The sequence below is a fragment of the Nonomuraea sp. NPDC049141 genome, from assembly GCF_040648415.1.
GTDB lineage: Bacteria > Actinomycetota > Actinomycetes > Streptosporangiales > Streptosporangiaceae > Nonomuraea.
In genome coordinates, this window is sequence record NZ_JBEZDR010000004.1 from 458,692 (window position 1) to 477,127 (window position 18,436).

At 71.8% G+C, this 18,436-nt stretch carries 12 protein-coding genes; 9 read left to right on the forward strand and 3 right to left on the reverse strand.

What is annotated here, in order from left to right:
- Positions 1–48 precede the first annotated feature (48 nt).
- Positions 49–681 (forward strand): TetR/AcrR family transcriptional regulator, encoded by a 633-nt coding sequence (locus tag AB0B91_RS14390; RefSeq protein WP_358318720.1) that lies wholly within the window; start codon positions 49–51, stop codon positions 679–681.
- Here AB0B91_RS14390 and AB0B91_RS14395 read toward each other — a convergent pair.
- Complete coding sequence (locus AB0B91_RS14395; protein ID WP_358318721.1) at positions 669–1,532, reverse strand: oxidoreductase; 864 nt, start codon at positions 1,530–1,532, stop codon at positions 669–671. The two genes, AB0B91_RS14390 and AB0B91_RS14395, sit on opposite strands and share 13 nt — an antisense overlap.
- 124 nt (positions 1,533–1,656) lie before the next feature.
- On the opposite strand from AB0B91_RS14395, the gene AB0B91_RS14400 reads away from it, so the two are divergent.
- A complete protein-coding gene (locus AB0B91_RS14400; protein WP_358318722.1) occupies positions 1,657–2,292 on the forward strand; it encodes a TetR/AcrR family transcriptional regulator in 636 nt (211 codons plus the stop codon).
- 47 nt (positions 2,293–2,339) lie between these two features.
- Here AB0B91_RS14400 and AB0B91_RS14405 read toward each other — a convergent pair whose 3' ends face one another.
- Entirely contained in the window at positions 2,340–4,052 is a 1,713-nt protein-coding gene (locus AB0B91_RS14405; protein WP_358318723.1) for a S8 family serine peptidase, read from the reverse strand.
- A 92-nt stretch (positions 4,053–4,144) separates the two neighbouring features.
- Between AB0B91_RS14405 and AB0B91_RS14410 the strand changes: the two genes are divergently transcribed.
- Together AB0B91_RS14410 and AB0B91_RS14415 are read left to right on the forward strand one after the other, a co-directional pair.
- On the forward strand, positions 4,145–4,870 hold the full coding sequence (locus AB0B91_RS14410) for a tyrosine-protein phosphatase (protein ID WP_358318724.1): 726 nt from the start codon (positions 4,145–4,147) through the stop codon (positions 4,868–4,870).
- Positions 4,871–5,014: 144 nt separating this feature from the next.
- Positions 5,015–5,536: a snapalysin family zinc-dependent metalloprotease gene (locus tag AB0B91_RS14415; protein ID WP_358318725.1), complete on the forward strand. Its 522-nt coding sequence runs from the start codon at positions 5,015–5,017 to the stop codon at positions 5,534–5,536.
- Between the two features lie 53 nt (positions 5,537–5,589).
- On the opposite strand, the gene AB0B91_RS14420 is transcribed toward AB0B91_RS14415, so the two are convergent.
- Positions 5,590–5,736 carry a hypothetical protein gene (locus tag AB0B91_RS14420; protein WP_358318726.1) on the reverse strand — a complete coding sequence of 49 codons (147 nt, stop codon included), beginning with the start codon at positions 5,734–5,736 and terminating at the stop codon, positions 5,590–5,592.
- Positions 5,737–5,934: 198 nt separating this feature from the next.
- On the opposite strand from AB0B91_RS14420, the gene AB0B91_RS14425 reads away from it, so the two are divergent.
- The 5 genes from AB0B91_RS14425 to AB0B91_RS14445 all read left to right on the forward strand — a co-directional run bounded on the left by AB0B91_RS14425 (position 5,935) and on the right by AB0B91_RS14445 (position 18,434).
- Positions 5,935–6,825: an SseB family protein gene (locus AB0B91_RS14425; RefSeq protein WP_358318727.1), complete on the forward strand. Its 891-nt coding sequence runs from the start codon at positions 5,935–5,937 to the stop codon at positions 6,823–6,825.
- Positions 6,822–7,226 carry a hypothetical protein gene (locus AB0B91_RS14430; RefSeq protein WP_358318728.1) on the forward strand — a complete coding sequence of 135 codons (405 nt, stop codon included), beginning with the start codon at positions 6,822–6,824 and terminating at the stop codon, positions 7,224–7,226. The genes AB0B91_RS14425 and AB0B91_RS14430 overlap by 4 nt, the downstream gene beginning before the upstream one ends.
- Before the next feature lie 168 nt (positions 7,227–7,394).
- A complete protein-coding gene (locus AB0B91_RS14435) occupies positions 7,395–7,736 on the forward strand; it encodes a YbaB/EbfC family nucleoid-associated protein (RefSeq protein ID WP_358319204.1) in 342 nt (113 codons plus the stop codon).
- Positions 7,737–7,750: 14 nt separating this feature from the next.
- Positions 7,751–8,074, forward strand: a complete 324-nt coding sequence (locus AB0B91_RS14440) for a hypothetical protein (RefSeq protein ID WP_358318729.1) — start codon at positions 7,751–7,753, stop codon at positions 8,072–8,074.
- A 10-nt stretch (positions 8,075–8,084) separates the two neighbouring features.
- Positions 8,085–18,434, forward strand: a complete 10,350-nt coding sequence (locus AB0B91_RS14445) for a hypothetical protein (protein WP_358318730.1) — start codon at positions 8,085–8,087, stop codon at positions 18,432–18,434.
- The last annotated feature ends 2 nt before the right edge of the window (positions 18,435–18,436 follow it).

Genomic DNA, 18,436 nt, shown 5'->3' on the forward strand with positions numbered 1-18,436 from the left:
GCAAACCTAATTCTTGCGGACAGCGTCCGCAAGTGTACTGTCCACCGCATGAGCACGCGGGACCGGCGGGCATGGGGCAGCCTCACCCGCGAGCGGATCGTCGTCGCGGCGCTCGACCTGGCCCGGCGCGAGGGTCTCGGCGCGGTGACCATCCGCCGCGTGGCCGAGGAGTCCGGGGCGTCCCGCATGGCGCTGTATCGGCACGTGGCCGACAAGGAGGCGCTGATCGAGCTCGTCGCGGACGCCGTCGCCGAGGCCGTGGTGCCGCCGGTCGTGACGGACCGGCCGTGGCGGGAGCAGCTCCGCGCGTTCGCCCGCGAGCTGCGTGCGACGCTGCTCGCCTATCCCGGCTTCGCCGACCTCCTGGCCGCGCGGCACGGTCACGGGCCCGGGTCGCTGCGGCTGTTCGACACGGTGATCGGGATCATCCGGAGCGCGGGCCTGGACGGGGCGGAGGCGGCGCGGTGGTTCACGGTGTTCATGGACGTGGTGGTGGGCCGGGTCCACCGGGAGACCTCCGGTGACGCGCACAGCGTGCTGCTCGGCCGCGCCCCCGTCGACGCCGAAGCGCTGCCGCATCTGCGCGCGGTCGCTCCCCACCTGGGCGCGATGACGTCGGCGGACCTCTTCGAGAGCGAGCTGGCCCTGGTGATCGAGGCCATGGGCGCTCAGAGGTCATAGCGCACGCCGGTCAGCTCCTGCGACACCTGCCAGAGGCGGCGCGCGGTGGCGGCGTCGGTGATCGCCCGGTGCCGCTGGTGGACCGCGGGCTCGCCGCGCAGCTCCAGAAGGCCGTCAGGGGCGACGTAGCTGCCGCCGGGCAGATCGGGAAGCGTCGCCGCGTACAACGACGTCTTGGCGCCCTCCGGCGTGGGCCTGAACACGTGACGGACCAGCCGCGAGGCGAACGTTCTGTACAGCCGCCCGCGATCGGCGTTGGCGCCGCCGGTGAGCACGTTGGTGCGGGTCAGCCCGGGGGCGACGGCCATGCTGCGCAGCGCGAGCCCCGCCGCCGTCGCCCGGCGCTGCAGCTCGACGGCGAAGTACAGCAGCGCCCTCTTCGACTGCAGGTACGCGTTGACAGCGCTGTAGCGGCGCTCGGCGTTGAGATTGCCCAGGTCGAACCGGGCGAAGCGCTGCCCCTCGCTGCTCACCGTGACCACCCGGGGCGCCGGCGCGGCGAGCAGCCGGGGGAGCAGCAGCCCGGTCAGCGCGTACGTCCCGAGGTGGTTGACACCGAACTGCGACTCGAACCCGTCGGCGGTCCTGGCGTGCGGCACCATGGCCACGCCCGCGTTGTTGACCAGCAGGTCGAGCCGGTCCAGACCGTCGGCGAACTCCCGGATGGAGGCGAGGGCGGCCAGATCGAGGCGGCGGGCCTCGACCTTCGCCCCCGGCACCTCGGCGAGCAGGCGATCGGCCGCGTCCCGGCCGCGTTCGGGGTTGCGGCAGGCCAGCACCACGTGGGCGCCGTGGCGGGCGAGCTCGCGGGCCGTGACGTAGCCGATGCCGCTGTTGGCGCCGGTAATCACGGCCAGCCGTCCGGACTAGTCGGGGATGTCATCCCATGTCCACATGTCTGGCGTCCTTCGTATTGCAACTTTGAGTTGCGATACGATGGCACTTGATTGCCCTTTAACGCAACTTGGAGTTGCAATGAATGCTGAGCACGCCCGGCCGGTTGGGCGGGGCGCGAAGGTGAGGGCCGCCGTCCACGCGGCGACGCTCGCCGAACTGGCCGAGAAGGGGTACGCCACCCTGACGGTCGACGGTGTCGCCCAGCGGGCCGGGGTGCACAAGACGACGGTGTACCGGCGGTGGAAGGACCGCGAGAGCCTGGTCGTCGACGCGCTGGCCGGGCACGTGGCGGCGGATATCCCGATCCCCGACACGGGAACGTTCGAGACGGACCTGCGGGCGCTCGCGCGGGCGCTGGTCCGGATGATGACCGCCGCGTCCGCCCGCGCCCTGCTGGCCGCGGTCTTCTCCGATGCCGCGCGCCTGTCGGAGGTCGCCGAGGTCCGGCGACAGATCTTCGACGACCGGCTGCGGCGCGCGGAGCCCGTGGTCACCCGCGCGGTGTCACGCGGCGAACTGCCCGCCGGGACCGATGCGGCGGAGGTGATCAGATCTCTCGCGGCGCCGGTCTACCTCAGGCTGCTGATGACCGTCGAACCGGTCGATGAGGCCGTCGCGGACCAGGCGGTACGCGTCACGCTGGCCGCCGCCCGCGCCGGCGCCTTCAGCCCCACGGGCCTGTCGGCTCCAGGCCCGTCGGTGGTGCACGGGTGACCCGGTGCGCGTTCGCCTTCGCGGGCGCGCACCGGGCGTGCCGTCGGTTACCGGGCCGCGTTCAACGCGTCGACGATGCCCGAGCCGTAGAAGCCGTTACGCGCCCTGCCGCCTTCGCAGGTGTGCGTGTCCGTCACCGTCGTACCGGTCGGCAGGATCCGGGTGTAGGTGAACGCGCGCGGTTCCGGGCACGGCGTCTTGGTGGCGGTCGCCTTGAGCGCCGCCTCCACCGCGTCCGGGTTCATGGTCAGACCACCGTGAGCACGGTCGCGGTGGCCGTACCGGCTGACGATCAGCGCGGCCACGCCCGCCGCCCGCGGCGAGGCCATCGAGGTGCCCTGCAGATACGTGTAGTACGCGCAGACCGAGTCGCGGCAGTCGCGCACCACCGACGGGGTGTTCGGCGTGCCGTCGGGGTTGAGCTGCCCGTTCGCCTGCGCCAGCGACTGCGGGTAGGCCGCCAGCGTCGCCCTGGTCACGTCACGCGTGTTGGTCGGCGTGTCATAGGCGTCGCCGCCGGGTGAGGCCACGTCCACATAGCCGTTGCCGTAGTCGGAGTAGTACGACTTGCGCTTGCTGATGCCGGTGGCCGACACCGCGATCACGTGCTGGCCCTCGCTGGGCATGGACACGCAGCTCGGCGGGATCGTCCGGTCGTACGGCGCCTCGCCGGGCACGCTGGCGAAGTCGGGGCTGGAGCCGTCGATGAGCTCCTTGGTGTAGTCGGTGGCGCCGTTGCCCGCCGCCGACACGAGCGTCACGCCTCTGGCGTGGGCGTAGTTCAGCGCCCGCTGGGTCGCCTTGATGATGGTGGCCTGCTCGGCGCGGTCGGCGGGGGAGTCGGCCGGGTTGTCCACGCAGTTGAACAGCCATGGGTCGATGTAGTAGCTCATGTTGACCACGTCGATGCCGTGGTCGCCCGCGTACGTCAGCCCGTCCACGCTCGGCTGGAGGAAGAAGAAGCCGGAGTCCTGGCCGACCCGCAGGTTGACGATGGACACCTTGGGCGCCACACCGGCCACGCCGAGCCGGTTGATCGGGGAGGCGATGGAGGACGCCACGTGTGTGCCGTGCTCGTTCTCGTCCACGTCCGCGGGGTCGTTGCAGGAGTGGTCGGGCTCGGCGTCACAGGGTCCGTCGACCGTGGCGCCGTTGGCGTCGACCGGGATGTCGACCGTGAAGTTACGGCTTAAGGCGCGATTGAAGTTGGGTGCGATGTCCGGATGTGAGGCGTCCACGCCGGTGTCCAGGATGCCGACCAGCACCCCCGGATTGCCCTGCTCATAACGGTAGGAACCATCCGCGGTGGCGTGGATCTGCTTCATGTCCCACTGCAGTTCCGACAGTGGTTCGGCCGTCGGTGCCGGCTTGCCGAACGTGGTGGCGGCGGGGGCGCCGTCACCGGCCTTCTCCACGGCCTCGGCGGCCTTGCGTGCTGCGGCGGCGGAACGGGCGGCGGACGGGACCGTTCCGATGGACCGGTTGTGCGCCACGCCCTCGATCGAGGCGCTGGCGGCAAGGGCGGCGGCGAAGCCCGCGTTGGTGGTGGAGATCGTGGCCACGCCGACGGCGGTGTTCTCCTTGACCACCGTGCCGCCGGCATCCTGGACGGCCTTGCGGGCGTCGGCCGGGCGCACGCCCTCCTTGTATAAGACGACGTATTCGGTCTCCTGACCGGTTGGGGCCCGGACTGCTTGGGCGGGTGGGACGAGGGCGGTCGCCACAAGGGTGCAGGCGGCCAGGACGATGACACGCTTCACGCGTACCTCCGGGCTTAGACGGATATCTCCACCAATCTGGTCATGTTTGGTGGCTACGTCCATAGGTCCGCCGACCTCATAAGGTGTGCTGGATGAGGCATATCGCGTTCGAACGCTTGCACAACTTCCGTGACCTGGGCGGTTACCGTGCCCGCGACGGGCGTACGGTGCGCTGGGGGCGCCTGTATCGTTCCGATTCCCTGGCCAAGCTCCGGGGCGACGACTGGCGCCGCTTTCTCGACCTGGGCGTGCGTACGGTGATCGACCTGCGCTACCCATGGGAGATAGCCCGTAGGGGCCGCGTACCGGAGAGCGACGGGCTCGTCTACCACAACCTCAGCATCGAACACCAGCCCTACGACCAGGCCGAGCTGGGCCCGGACATCGACACCGCGCGTTTCCTCGCCGACCGCTACGCCGAGATCGCGCTGGACGGGGTCGAGGAACTGCGGCTGGCGCTGGAGGTGATCGCCGCCGACGACAGCGCTCCTCTGGTCATGCACTGTGCCGCGGGCAAGGACCGTACCGGGCTGCTGGCCGCGCTGGTGCTGTCCCTGCTGGGGGTGGACGAGGAGACCATCGTCGAAGACTTCGCGCTCACCGGGCTGGCCACCGACCGGCTGGTCGCCGACTGGCGAGCGGCCCACCCCGACCGGACGCTGAAGTGGCCCGGCTACGGTCAGGCGCCGGGCGAGGTCATGCGGCTCTGCCTGGCGGAGCTGGCCGCCGGCCATGGTTCCGTACGCGACTACGCGGTCACCCGGCTGGGCGTCGACGACAAGCTGATCACGGCGTTGCGCGAACAGTATCTTTCTTGATGCTCCAGCGAACGCCGAAGCTTTGGTCCTGACCCGCCTCGCTCTCCACGGATCCATACCACTGCAATGGGGGCAAACTGGCTTATCCCCGGACGGCGTCGTCGCGCCTAGCGTGACAGCACCCCCACTGTCCGAGGAGACACGATGCCAAGACCCCTCCGTCTCGCGCTCTCTCTCGTCCTCACCGTCGCGTTCCTGCTGGCCACCTCGCCCGCGCAGGCCGCGCCCCTGGTCAGGGCCCTCCGGTACGACGCCGGCCGCGCGGCCGAGTTCCGCGGCGCGGTCGACCAGGCCGCGCAGATCTGGAACTCCAGTGTCACGAATGTCCGCCTCGTCGCCGGCACCCCCGCCGACTTCGTCGTCATAGCCGACAACGGCTGGCCCCGCACCCTGCCCACGAGCCTGGGCCGGGGCACCATCTGGATGGGCAGGGAGGCCACCTCACAGGGCTACAACCCGGTGCGCATCGCCGCCCACGAGATCGGCCACATCTTAGGCCTGCCCGACCGGCGCACCGGCCTCTGTTCCGACCTGATGTCCGGCTCCAGCGCTCCGGTGAGCTGCACGAACGCGAACCCGAGCGCGGCCGAACGGGCCCAGGTCGACCGTAACTTCGCCGGCGCCACCCCGTTGGTCGAGTTCGGCCGGGTGCTCGTGGACCGCTGAACTCACCTCTGCCGCCGTCCTCGCCTGGGACGGCGGCAGAGTCGTGACGGCTGCTACAGGTCGCCGAGGTGAGGGATGATCTCGGTCAGTACCCACAGGGCGAGGCCGAGGGCGATGAGGTTGACGCGGCTGCCGCCGATGTTGAAGGCGGCGAGGACGAAGCAGGCCAGGGCGAAGATGAGCAGGATGAGGGTGATCATGCTGGGCTTCCGTCCGTCGGGGGTAGTGGATGGTGGTTGCTCAGCGCTACCCATGATCAGGTGGTTCAGGCATGGTGCGGGATCATGTGCCCCGAAAAGTGACCCAGCCGCCTCCTGCGGTGATGAGGGTATGGCTCGGGCCGGGAAGATCGCGGTCGACGGACAGCTCCAGGCGGCGGGAGTCGGCACACTGGGCGGATGATGATGAGTGATCACCATCCGGCCACACCGTTCGAGGAGCAGTTGTGGGCGGCGCGTGAGAGCGGGCAGGAGGCTCTGGGCCTGAGCCTGCTCCGCGACGCCGACCTGGCACTGCCGATCACCGCCGCCGCGGCGGCCGGGACTGAAGCCCCTGCCTGGGCCACGGCCGTCGACTCTGAGCGGACCTGGTTGCTGGCCTACACCTCTGGGGAGGCGATGCGGCTGGCCACCGGCGGCGTCGCCACGCATTACCGCGTCGCCTCGCTGGCCGAACTGGCGGCGGGCTGGCCGGACCCGCGGTGGGGTCTGGCGGTCAACCCGGGACTGGCGACCGTCTTCATGCTGGAGTCAGGCACGGTGGCCAGGCTCGCGGTGCCCACGCTGGCTCAGGACCTGCTGCTCGACCCCGGGTCGGGGGTGCCGGTGGTCCAGAAGCTGCTCTCCCCGGCCGACGTCCACGGTCTCCTGATCGGCGGAGAGCCGCGGGTGTCCGGCTACTGCCACCACGCGCTGGACGTCTCCCACATCGCCACGCCCGCTGTCCTCGCCGAGGCACTGGGTCAGCCCGACATGGTGACCTCGGACGGTTGCCTGAACATCCTGCGCTGGCGGCCCGCCGGCCTCAGCTTGTACCGCACTCCGTACGGCGGGACCGACGAGGAGGGCAGGGCCGCGGTGGCCGGTTGGGTGGTCGAGGAGCCGCCGTTCGTGGGGCTGGGCCTGGTGCCCAACGTCGATCACGTCATTCGCGAGTACAAGGTGTACGGCGTGGGCCTGCCGCACGGCGCGGAGATCTGGGAGCTCACCTTCGAGGGAACCGAGCACCGGCGCGCGATGTACCACGGCGACCTGCGGCGCTGGCTGCTGGTGGGGAGGCAGGCGGCGTGAGCCGGCATTTCTACCGGGCCCGCTGGCAGGGCGCGGATTATGTGGCCAGTCCGGAGCCGCACGCCCTGGAGCTGTGGGTACGGCTGCGCAGCTCCAAACCCGCGGACGGTTTCGAGGAGGTCGAGCCGGATTGTCACGTGCGTACTGTCCCCGTTACGGAGTGTGCCGCTCTGGATTTCGTGGCGATGGTGTGCCAGTGGCGCGGGGAGCGTTTTCATGTGCACGACGAGAAGGACGGGCTGCTGCTGCTCGAATACCTGGGCGGGTCCGCGCTCACCGCGTTGGAGCTGGGGCTGGAGCGGATTGAGCGGGGCGTTTACCGCCTGTGGGTGCCTTACGCGGAGGTGACCGGCATCCACGAGGAGGCCGTACCGCTGGATGCCGGCGATCAACATAAATGACGGACGCTCTTGTTCTCCTGTTGTTCATGTGACAGAAACTAGGAGGAAATGCGACAGTGTCGTAAGAGGCAAACACGTACCGTTTGGCTTTGAGGGGGGTCGTCCGTGGAATCGCTTGACCAACCCGATTTAGCGGGAACGAGGGCCTACGCCGACGAGTTACGCGACGTGTTCAAACGGATTCAAAACGCGAGTGCGGAACTCCATGCCGAGGCAAAAGCGGTTCAGGTCACCGAGACCTCACGCGATGGCCAGGTGTCGGTGACGGTGGGCGCCCGCGGCGAGCTCGTCCGGCTGGACCTCGATCCGCGCATCTACCGGAGACCCGACGCGCGATACCTGGCCGACACGATCGCGGAGACCGCCCAGCGGGCGGCGGCCAGGGCTCAGGAGCGCGTCACCGAGATCTTCGAGCCGGTGATTCCGGCCGAGGAGTTCAAGGCGCATCTCGAAGGTGACCTCGAAGCCGTCATGGCGCGCTTCGCCGAGCGGATGGGAGGCGCGAGCTGAAGCCCTGGGATGGCGTGGAGATCGCCAAGCCGGTCGTGAACCTGGGCATCTCGCAGTGGTCCACGATGGCCGAGGAATGGGAGCGGGAGGAGGCGCAGCTGAGGGCAGCGGTCTACGAGGCGCTCGCCGCGGCGCCCTGGGGCGGCGGGGCCGAGGGCGCCGCGTTCAAGGCCGCCCACTTCCGCGGTGACGGCCCGAACCAGATGCTCAAACAATGTTTCCACCTCACCAAGGAGATCACCGACGCCGGTGACAGGATGCGCAAGACCATCGACAACACCCTGCGCACCCACCACGCCACGTACCAGGACATGTCCGGGCTGACGCGAGAGATCTGAGGCCCGGGAGGTGACCGTCAACGGCGCTTCCGGCGCTGTGAGCACCGGCAGCCAGGCGACCGGCGGCCAGCCGATCGTGCGCATCGACCGGGACGTCCTCCCCGCCTGGGAGACCGAGGCGCTGCCCAGTTGGGTCGTCAACTGGCTGATCCCGATGCTGTCCGGCGGCCAGAAATGGCCGGAGGCCAGCGAGAGCGGGCTGTCGAAGATGGGCCAGGATTACGAGAACCTGGCCACTGGGTCCATCGGCAGCGCACCGCGCGCGGGTACGGCCGCGCGCACCATCGCGACCGGCTGGAACTCGCCCGCCACCGCCAACTTCATCACCAGGGCCAAGGTCCTGTACGGCCACGAGGGCGGGATGTCGGGGGTGGCCCGGAACGCGCGGGCCTACGCGCAGCAGGCGAGCAACTTCGCCGTCGAGACCCAGTACTCCAAGCTCTCGGTCAACGTGGCGTTCTGGGTCACGGTCGTCGCCATCGCGATCGCCATCATCGTCAACTTCTTCACCGCCGGATCCACCACCGCGCTCATCGGACCGTACGCGGCCGGCGCCCGCGCGGCCATCAGCCGGATCCTCGTCAGGCTCGCGGTCGCCGGGGCCAGGGAGGTGGGCACGACGCGGCTGGCCCGCGTCGCCGCGCTCAGCGGCGCCACCGGGCGGAGCGTGATCACCAGGCTGCTGGGCTCCGCGATGGGCCACGAGCTCATCGAGGAGATCGGCGAGGAGTTCTTCATCGACTTCGCCGCCCAGTACCAGCAGATCAAGATGGGCACCAGGAAAGAGATCGACTGGGACAAGTCCAAGGCCGCGATCATCGGCGCGGGCGGCGGCGCGATCGTGGGCATGAAGGTGGCCGGGCCCGTGTCCCGTGTCACCGGGCGGGTGCCCGGGTTCGCGGGCCGGGCGATCACCACCGGCGCGACCAACACCATCGCCTCCCCGGTCGGCAGCTTCATCGCCAACGGTGCGGTCTACGGTCAGTGGGAGAACCCGTTCACGGCCGACTCCCTCATGGGCGGCTTCATGGGCGGTGCCGGGCGCACCGGATCCATCAGCCCGTTCAACCCCTCGGTCTACACGACGCTGGCCCATCCGACGACCGCTCTCGCCTCCGCCTATGACGCCGCGGCCCGCGCCGACGCCGTCCGCGCGGGCGGCGACCCGTCGGGGGGTACGCCGGGGGGCACGCCGGATGGGAGCCCGGTGGGTGGCGGCCCCGGCCCGGGCGGCGGCCAGCCGGGTGCGGCCGTACGCGTACCCGACCCCGCGGCGGCCGGCGCCCCGAGGGCCGGCGCCGCACCCCACTCGCCCGCGACGGCGGGATCGGCCGCGCCGTCCTCCACGGGCCCGGACAGCGCGACCGGGCGCGCGGCCGCCGCCCCGGACCTGGACGCGTCCGCTCCCAAGCGCGGCTCGGCCGCCCAGGACCGCGGCGATCGAGCCCAGCCCGGCACCTCTCCGGAGCCCACCAACGGGGCGCACCACCCCTCCGGGCGCGGCGCCGCGGCGGCGCCCGCACAGGGTCAGACCGGCACAGCGGAACACGCTTCGCCGGACACGACCAAGGCGGCGGGCCAGCCGGCCCAAGCCCCGGACCACACGGCGACGCCGGACCACACGGCGACGCCCGACAACGCGGCGAGGCCGGATCAGACGGCGACTCCGGACAACGCTGCGACGCCCGACCCGACGGGAACCACCAACCCGGTCGCGACCAGCGACCAGAGCACGGCCGCCCCCTCGACCCATACCGCCCCACAGGCAGACGCGGCGGACCACGGGACGCGGGACACGGCCACGCACCCTGCCGCGGTCACCGCGCCAGTCACCGCCCCGGCCGCCGACCGAGCCCGTGCGGCTCTGATCGGCGCGCTCGCCACGGACTTCCCCGACGCGGTGATCGGCCCGACCGGCGACCTCCTCGTCACCTCCGGCTCCAGCGTGCGCACGATCACCGCCGCCACGATGAACCGCCTCCGCTCCGCCCTCGACACCCGCGCCGAACAGGTCACCGACGTCGCGGACCTGCAGGCGGAGGCGACCGCGATGCTGCTGGTCGTCCAGGAGGGCGAAACCCCTGCCCAGGGCGAAACCCCTGCCCAGGGCGAAACCCCCGCCCAGGGCGACCTGGCCACCACAGCGCCGACGAGCAAGCCGGGCACGGTCACGTCGAGACCCGTCCCCGGCACCAGGCACGTGCCCGACGGCCGCCAGGGCCCTGACCTGACCCTGGACGAGGTGCACCACGCGTTCTCCGAGCTGCAGTCACGTCACTTCCTCAACGAGGACGTGACCGGTTTCTCCTGGTCGCAGGGCGGCCGGTTGCTGGCGGTCCACACGAGGACGAACGGCACCTTCTACTTCCGCCCTGTCATCGGCGGCCTGAGCAATAGCCTGATGGGCGAGACCGATACCAAGAGAGCCGGGACCGAGGACTATCCGTACCTGGTCCACTTCGGCCCGCGCGTCGCCGAGGGGCAGGTCTCCAGGGTCTGGCTGCACGAGATCACCGACACGTTCCAGAAGGTGCTGTCGGCCGGTGAGGGCAGGAGGCAGCGAGCCCTGCCGCGCCCCGGGAAGAACACCCGGGACATGTGCGCGGCGGCACAGCTCAACGAGCTGGCGTTCCTGGCCGAGAAGTGGCACCGGGCCCCGACGCTGGGCGAGCAGCGCCTGCTCGCCGTGGACATCGACGGCGTGGCCCGCCAGCTGAGCGAGCGCGGCCACACCCCGCCGCTGCCGCCCTGGGCACCCACGCAGGGCACCCGGACGCAGCAGGCCCCGGCCTTACCCGGCAACGCCTCCCGCGCCGACCAGGTGCAGGCCGTCGCCGAAGCGCTGGCGAAGGCCGAGAAGGCGCTTCAGAAGCAGATCCAGCACAAGATGGAGGCCGCCGAGGAGGCGAGGAAGAAGGCCCGCAAGGCCACACGCGCGGCCCGCAAGGCGAGGAACCAGCACGACAGTGGCCGTTTCGAGCGGGCGCGCACGGCCCGGCAGGAGAACCGGACGTTCCGCGCCGCGCAGGAGCGGAACCTCCGGATCGCCGCGGCGTACCGTGTCGCGCTGGCGGAGGCGACGCGCGCGCGGCAGACGTACGAGCAGCTCCTGCAGGCCATGCACCAGATCGGCAGACCAACCCAGGCGGGCGAGGTCGGCATGGCCCACATCGCCCGGCGGCTGGCGGCCGACGCCCAGCGGCACCATCAGAGCTACCTGGACGCGCTGGCGGCGGCGCTGCCGCAGGAGCTCAGCTTGGCCGCGTCCCAGCCGACAGGCCGGCTCCCCCACCTGACCACTCTCACCACCACCGTGAACAAGATGCTGGAGGCCAACGGACCCGGCCCCAGGTTCACGGCGATCGACCTGGAGCAGGCCCTGCGAGCCGACTTCCACAAGGTCGTCTCCTCCGAGGGCGTCGTGCTGCGGGTGGGCCGCGGCCGGTCGGCGGCGGAGGTGCGGATCAGACTCACCCTCACCGACCTGGTCGAGGTGATGGACTCGGCCATCAAGGCCTCCGAGATCATGGTGGGCCAGTTCTTCCAGTCGGGCCGCACGGTCAGTGTCACCGAATCAGGAAATGTCGGCATATCGCCGGGCTTCAACAGCGGCGTCCTGGCGCCGATGCTGCCCGAGGGCGAGCTGGCCAGGAACATGGTCGAGATGCTGGGGGTCAGCGTCGGGGCGGGCATCGGGCGCAGCTGGGCGGCGACGGGCGGCTCCGGGGCGTTCGCGCAGGGCGGCTACGTCGCCGACGACAGGAGCGAACCGCTGCTGTTCGACGCCGCCGCGAGCTGGAACGTCCAGGTGCGCTTCCGGCAGTCGGAGGGCTGGGGCGAGAGCGTCACGGTCGACTCCGGAGCGCCGGGCGACGCCGCCGCGCAGCGGATCTGGATCTCGCAGTCCTACGCCGACCAGACACCGCGCAAGCTGGTCTCGATCGACGAGGACAAGCGCGATCGGAAACTCCCCAAGCACGTCCTCATCAGCATGAGCGACACGGAGGACCACCTCGACACCGTCGCCGCGGCCCTCGGCGGGGAGTACACCAAGGTCGGCGCCGTCCCGCATGACGAGTTACGCACGTTCATCACCGACGAGGTACCCCATCAGCTGCGCGACGCCGTCAACAAGGGTCACCAGCGGGTCTTCACCAGGAACGGCCAGCCGCACGCGAGGGTACGCGCCGACAGCAGGATCATCAGGGTGGAGTCCGAGCCGCTGGGCGGCGCGAGCGCCGAGGAGTGGGAGGAGGAGGTGGTCACCGACTTCGTCGCGCTGCCCGGCGGGGCGTCGGTCGGCAGGTCGGCGGAGGGCAACGCCTCCGCCGGGCTCAAGGATCCCTCGCTGGAGGGAATCGGCGGCCTCGGCCCCTACCACCCCTCCATCGGGCCCAAGGCCAGAGGCTCCAGGGGGGTGTCGCGGTCGTACTCCGCCACTGCGAACAAGCAGGCGATCCACCCGAGCGTGCACCGGAAGACCCACCCCAAGCAGAGCTACAAGCTCGTGGTGGAGACCACGTACACGGTGGAGGTGTACGGCAAGCCGCCCGTCACGCTGCGCCCGGTGCGGAGCACGGCGGTGGTCAGCATGCGGGAGTCGGCCGCCTACCGCTTCGGACTGCCCGTCGACAGCGCGGCGCTGGTGTACGACGACAACGGCCGGCCGGTGCTCGACGCCGACGGCAACCAGGTGCTGCGCGGCGACCCGCGCCCCGGCCCGCCGCCGGGCCGCAAGGCCGAGCTGCCCGTCTGGCTGGGCGACGGCCCCGGGCAGATGCGCGGCGCGGGTCCCGCCGTCGTGGGGGACATCGAGGGACTGGACACGTTCGAGGAGAAGGTGCTGGACAAGCTCGCCGAGCGCGGCATCATTCCCAAGACCGTCAACGGCGTGACGGAGTACGCGTCCAACCGGCTCGCACGCGCTGCCCAGATCCTCAACCACCAGGAGGTCACGGAGCAGCTGAAAGAGCACCGGATCCGCGCGGCCTACGACTCCCTGGCCCAGGACGGCATCCTCCTCGACCTCACGCTGCACGGCCTGAACGGCGCCCCGGAGAACTACCAGCTGCGCCTGTCACTGAAGCAGGACTTCAGTGACGTGGGCCCCATGAAGCACACCGACACGGAGACGGTGGTCAATCTCGACATCGGCTCCGACACCTCCGCGCGGGCCATCGGCAAGTCCAGGACGTACGCGGGCGGCGCGTCCGTCAGCGAGAGCGACGGGCCCGACCAGGGCCACGACGGCATGACGCACGAAGTGGGCGTCAACGCGGGCGGCAGCCGCACCAGGTCGGTCGGCTCCAGCGCCGGCGCCACGGTGAACGTGGTGACGCTGGAGGAGAGCAGCGGCCCGGTCGCGATCGTCTCGCTGGGGCATGTCATGACGGCAGAGCTCCTGCACGACGGCACGACGACGACGCTGGCCACCGAGACCGGCAGAGCGACCCTGAAGATCGCCGGCGACCTCCTCCCGGCCGTGGACGACGTCCCGCCGGCGCCCCTGGGCAAGCTCTCCAGGAAGGCGCAGCGCAGTCTGCGGCTGCTGCACATGGACGTGCCGGGGTCGCAGGCCGCCGCCCGGCAGGTGCTGGACAGGGGCATGCGCCCCGGCTCCGGCGCGTTCCAGACCATCGCCGCGATGCTGAACGTGCGCAACCTCGTCTCCCATTTCAAGATGTTCACCCGGGCGCTGACCGCCGGCCTCGCCCTGAACGTCGACGGCGTGCCCACCCGCTCATCGCTGTCGGTGTCCGGCGAACTCGGCGAGGCGGAAGTGATCGGCATCGTCGACCACGTGAGCGGCGACATCCTGTTCGGGCTCGGCAGCGCCGGCGTGTCCTGGGGCGGCTCGTCGAACGTGTCCGCCGGCGCCACGACGAGCGTCTCCGACCTCGACGGCGGCGGGACGTCGAGCGACAGCGGCACGCTGTCGCTGCCCTCCCGGTCGGGGGGCACCTCGGATTCCACCTCGATCCTCGACATCTGGGGCAACGAGGAACTCACCATCAAGTACGGCCGCCACTACATCATCCGCGCATCCACCGAGCTCACGTTCACCGGCTCGGAGAGCACGGCGGACGCGTTGCCGGCCGCCGGCCGGATCCCCCTCGGCGAAACCCGGACGGCCACCGCGCCGGGCACCGCGCTGTTCTCGCTGGCCGAGGAAGAGGCGTTGCTGATGTACGCCGAAGGCGAGCTCTCGCTGCCGGCATCCCTCGTGAGCGACGCCATCGAACGCTTCCTCAACCGCAGCCTGAACCTCGACACCAGCATCGCCGTGCCCCTGGTCCAGCGCTACACCGCCGACGTGGCCAAGGCGCGGGCGGCCGGCGCGGACGTCGGCTACGCGGCGCGGCACACCCCGAAGGCCCTGCTCGGCAGGCTCAGGGAGGTGATGGGGGTCACGCCCGACCCGGCCGCGACGGACCCGAACGGCCGGCCGCTGCCCGGCCGGCCCTCGGGGGACACGGCCAAGGACCTCGACAAGGTCCTCAGCCAGGCGTCGGACCTGCTCGAACGCTCCAGGGGCGTCGTGCTGGCCCCCTCGTTCGACGAGTCGGTGTCGCTGAGCACGGTGGAGTCACTCGATCTCACCGACGCGCAGGGCGACCACCTGCCGATGCTGGACGCGGTGACCCGCGCCGTGGCCGACGCGGTCCCGGGGGCGATGGAGGGCAGCCCGACCCTGGGCGAGGAGCTGGCCGTCGACTTCTCCGACGACGCGGTCCGGATCCGCGTCCTCGACATGTGGTCGCGCAGCGGCTTCGAGAAGAGCTACGAGGTGCAGAACGGCACGCAGACCGAGGAGGTCACGGTCAAGGCGCGGCTGGTGCCGGCCGACTCCAAGCATCCCCGCTGGGCGAAGTTCCTCGCGCACCTGACGCAGGCCGGGATCATCATCCAGCGCTACCGTTACGGCGACCGTTCGCACTCCGAGTCGTACAACGGCTCCTACTCGGCGGGGCTCGACTACGGCGCCTCCGACAACGGCGACGGCCACGGCGGGGGAGTGTCCACCGACCGGGGCCGCTCGTACACGGGCTCGATCAACCGGCAGAGCACGCGGCTGCAGCGGATCGGCCTGTTCAGCGAACTCGACCGGGTCCAGCAGGACATGCTGCTCGTCATCGAGGTCGAGCGCAGGCCGATGCGTAAGGGCAAGCTGGCGGGCCGGTTGAGCAGGCTGGCCGGCAAACTGCGCGGCAGGATCCGCACCGCGCCGCCGGTCGTCTACGCCGCCACCTTGGTGCGGCGCATCCCGACCGGCATGATCCGGCCCGCGTCCGAGGATGCCGGGCCGCTGGTGACCACGCCCGATCCCCGCCCGGTCGAGCTGCATCCGGGCCACTTCCCGGCGGCGATCAGGGAGGACCCGAGCGGGCCCACCCTGTACGAGGTCATCGTCGCGCAGCTCACCAAGATGGTGGGCGCCACGTCGGTCGCGGAGATCCGCCCCGAGCTGGTCGCGCGGCTGCTCCCGTCGGCGATGCTGACCGCGTTCGAGCGGATGACCGGGCCCGGGGGCGAGGTGGTCGTGCGGGCGGCCAGGCAGAAGTTCAGGAACCAGGGCGCCGAGGTGAACATCACCGCTCGCCTGTCGGACCTCACCATCGCCGCCGGACCGTTCGACGCGGAGAAGGGAGAGGTCGACCGGGCGGCCAACGCCCAGAACGCGACCCTGTCCCGCAGCCGCGTGGTGCCGGGCGGCGCGGGCGCCAACCTCTCGGACGGCGAGTCGGGGCTCGGCTTCGGCGCCCGCGTCCGCCTGCAGACCTCCGAGAGTGTGAGCGACCATCACGGGGCGCGCCGCGAGCGGAGCATGTTCCAGAAGAGCGCCGCCTACATCGTCCGACTCAGAGTCGACTACGACCTGTCGTTCCAGAACGTGGCACGGCTGAGGGACGGCCATGAGCATCCCGTCGGCGAGCCCGTCCGCCTGCCGGGCGCCACCAGCGGCGAGATCGACGTGGTCCTCTTCGGGGACGAGATCGAGGAGCTGCTGGCGCGGATGGAGGAGGACGTGCGGCTCGCGCCCCTGCCCACCGAGGAGCTGGGGCTGCCGACGTTCAGGTTCACGCCGGAGCCCGGCCGCGAGGGCGCGATCGACGCGCTGCGGGACGCGCGGCTGGCCGCCCGCGAACGCGGCGAGGTGGCCATCGTGGAGGTCACGGAGGCGGATGGGCCGCACCGTTACCACGCCTACCCCAACGGCGCGCTGCGCGTCCCCATCGGCGAACCGGCCGACGGCGGGTTCGCCGAGGCGTTCGCCACGCTCTCCCCGCTGCTGCTGGACGCCGCCTCCGGCATCGACCTCGACCTGCGCGACGTCTTCATGAACTCCGAGACGCCCGGCACCTTCACCCACCAGGTCAAGGCCGCGCTGATGGCCCGCGGTGTCGTCGCGGTCGACACCGAGAAGTCGCTGTGGCCGGCCGACCGGCCGTTCCCGAACGAGCCGGTGGGCGGAAGCGTCGGCCAGGGCGTGGCGCCGCCCAGCGTGACCTCGCCCGAGATCGAGGACACCATCTACGCCAGCTCGGCCCGGCCCGCGGGGGTTCCCGACCTGACCACGGCCGAGGTACGCGCCCAGGCCCGCTCCGCGACCGGGGTCGCCGAGCGCATCAGCTGGACCGCCGATGACACGATGGCCGTCCAGCTCCCCGCCTCACCCGACCAGCACGTCCGCGTGATCGTCGGGAACCCGGGCGAGGGGCTGAACGCCGCCACGGAGCTGCGCGCCGGCACGCCGGAAGACCCGCACCTGATGCGGATCGGGCCGCGCGTGCATCCGGACGTCGTGTCGGCCACCCTGGTGCACGAGCTCACGCACGTCGCCCAGGAGGCGACCGCCGCCGCCTGGGGCGCGCCGCAGGGCGTCGTACGGCCGTCGCTCTCCCAGGAGCAGGCCGAGGGCTCCGACCTCTGCCTGCTCCCGCGCCTGAACGAGCACGCCCACCTGTCGGACAAGTGGCGCGCCGCCTCCGATTCCGCCACCCGGTCGCGTCTGGCGGACGCGATCGACGCCATCGCCGCCGACGTCGAGCGGCGCGGCCACACCCCGCCCGCGCCACCCTGGGGGACGGGCCCGCGCGCACCGGCCGCCGCCGAGCCGCAGAGCAGGATCGCGCGGCTGCTCAGCGGCGGGAGCGCCACGGGCCTCGACACCTCGGCGGCCGGGCTCTCCAAGGTGGCCCAGATCGCCCGCGTGGCCGACGTGAGTCCGGCGCCGGGCCAGGTGAAGGAGTTCATCGTGACCGCGGGCGGCGGCCGGTTCACCCTGGAGCTGGCCGAGGCCGCGCGGAACGCCACTGAGGTGACCGTCGAGGCGAGTACCTCGGACCGGCTGACCCTGCGGGTGCCCTCGGAGGGCGGAGCCCGGGTGACGGCCGCGGTGGCCGAGCAGGTGGCGGCGCACGCGGCGAGGCTCGCGGGACGGCCGGACGAGCCGCTGCTCGGGCCGGGCCCGGTGGTGTCCCACCGGGCACTCGGCGTGCCCGACGCCAGTACGCTCGCCCGGCTCCGCGGCCTGGTCCACGCGATCACCGAGGCCGGCCCCCGCGGCGCGGCGGACGAGAGGTCCGCGCTGCGCGCCGAGATCAGCCGGGCCGGCCTGGCGCCCGGTCAGGACGGGGCCACGCCCAGGCTGCTGGAGCTCGCCCGGGCGGGCGAGCTCTCTCCCGCGGACGTCGCGGCCGTCCGTGGCGGCGCGGCGCTGCCCGAGACCGCCGCGACCAGGGCGATCGCGCGCGCCGCGGCGCTCATGGGCGCACGGGTCCAGGTGTACGGCCCCGGCCTGATGGACATCGTGCTGCCCGGCCGTCCGCCCATCCCCGTCGAGGTCCGGCCGGACCATGCCGGGCCTCCCGAGCCCGGCATGCTGACGTACCAGGTGGACGGCCGCCGCACGATCGGCGCGAACGAGCGGGCCGCCGCCGCGACCGCCGCCGCGGCCGTCGCCCGCGCGCTGGGCGGACACCCTGGTGACCATGCGGCCATGGCCGAGGTGCACGAGGCCGTGCGACAGGCGCGGGCGGCCACCACGGCCCAGCGGTTCGGCCGGGTCGGCGTGCTGTTCGACCTGCTCACCGGCGCCCGCCCGGAGGTGTGGCGGCTCATCCCGCGGCCGGTGGCCGACGAGCTCGCCGCGCTCGCGAGCGGCAAGCGCCCGCGGGACTGGTCCGCGCGCCTGGACCGCCTGCGCGCGCTCGCCAACGGGACCGGCTGGTGGCCACCGGAAGAGTGCCGGTGCCCCGCGGGCGAGCCGTGCCGGTGCGGCCACCAGCCCGAGCCCGAGCCCGAGCCCGAGCGGGACCGAGAGCGGGTGCCGTCCGGGGAGCGCGTGGCCGCGCTGTGAGG

Excerpts from the sequence above, each read along its gene's own strand:
- AB0B91_RS14415 (WP_358318725.1), top strand. The coding sequence starts at position 5,015 with ATGCCAAGACCCCTCCGTCTCGCGCTCTCTCTCGTCCTCACCGTCGCG.
- AB0B91_RS14410 (WP_358318724.1), top strand. The coding sequence starts at position 4,145 with ATGAGGCATATCGCGTTCGAACGCTTGCACAACTTCCGTGACCTGGGC.
- AB0B91_RS14390 (WP_358318720.1), top strand. The coding sequence starts at position 49 with ATGAGCACGCGGGACCGGCGGGCATGGGGCAGCCTCACCCGCGAGCGG.
- AB0B91_RS14420 (WP_358318726.1), bottom strand. The coding sequence starts at position 5,736 with ATGATCACCCTCATCCTGCTCATCTTCGCCCTGGCCTGCTTCGTCCTC.
- AB0B91_RS14425 (WP_358318727.1), top strand. The coding sequence starts at position 5,935 with ATGATGATGAGTGATCACCATCCGGCCACACCGTTCGAGGAGCAGTTG.
- AB0B91_RS14400 (WP_358318722.1), top strand. The coding sequence starts at position 1,657 with ATGAATGCTGAGCACGCCCGGCCGGTTGGGCGGGGCGCGAAGGTGAGG.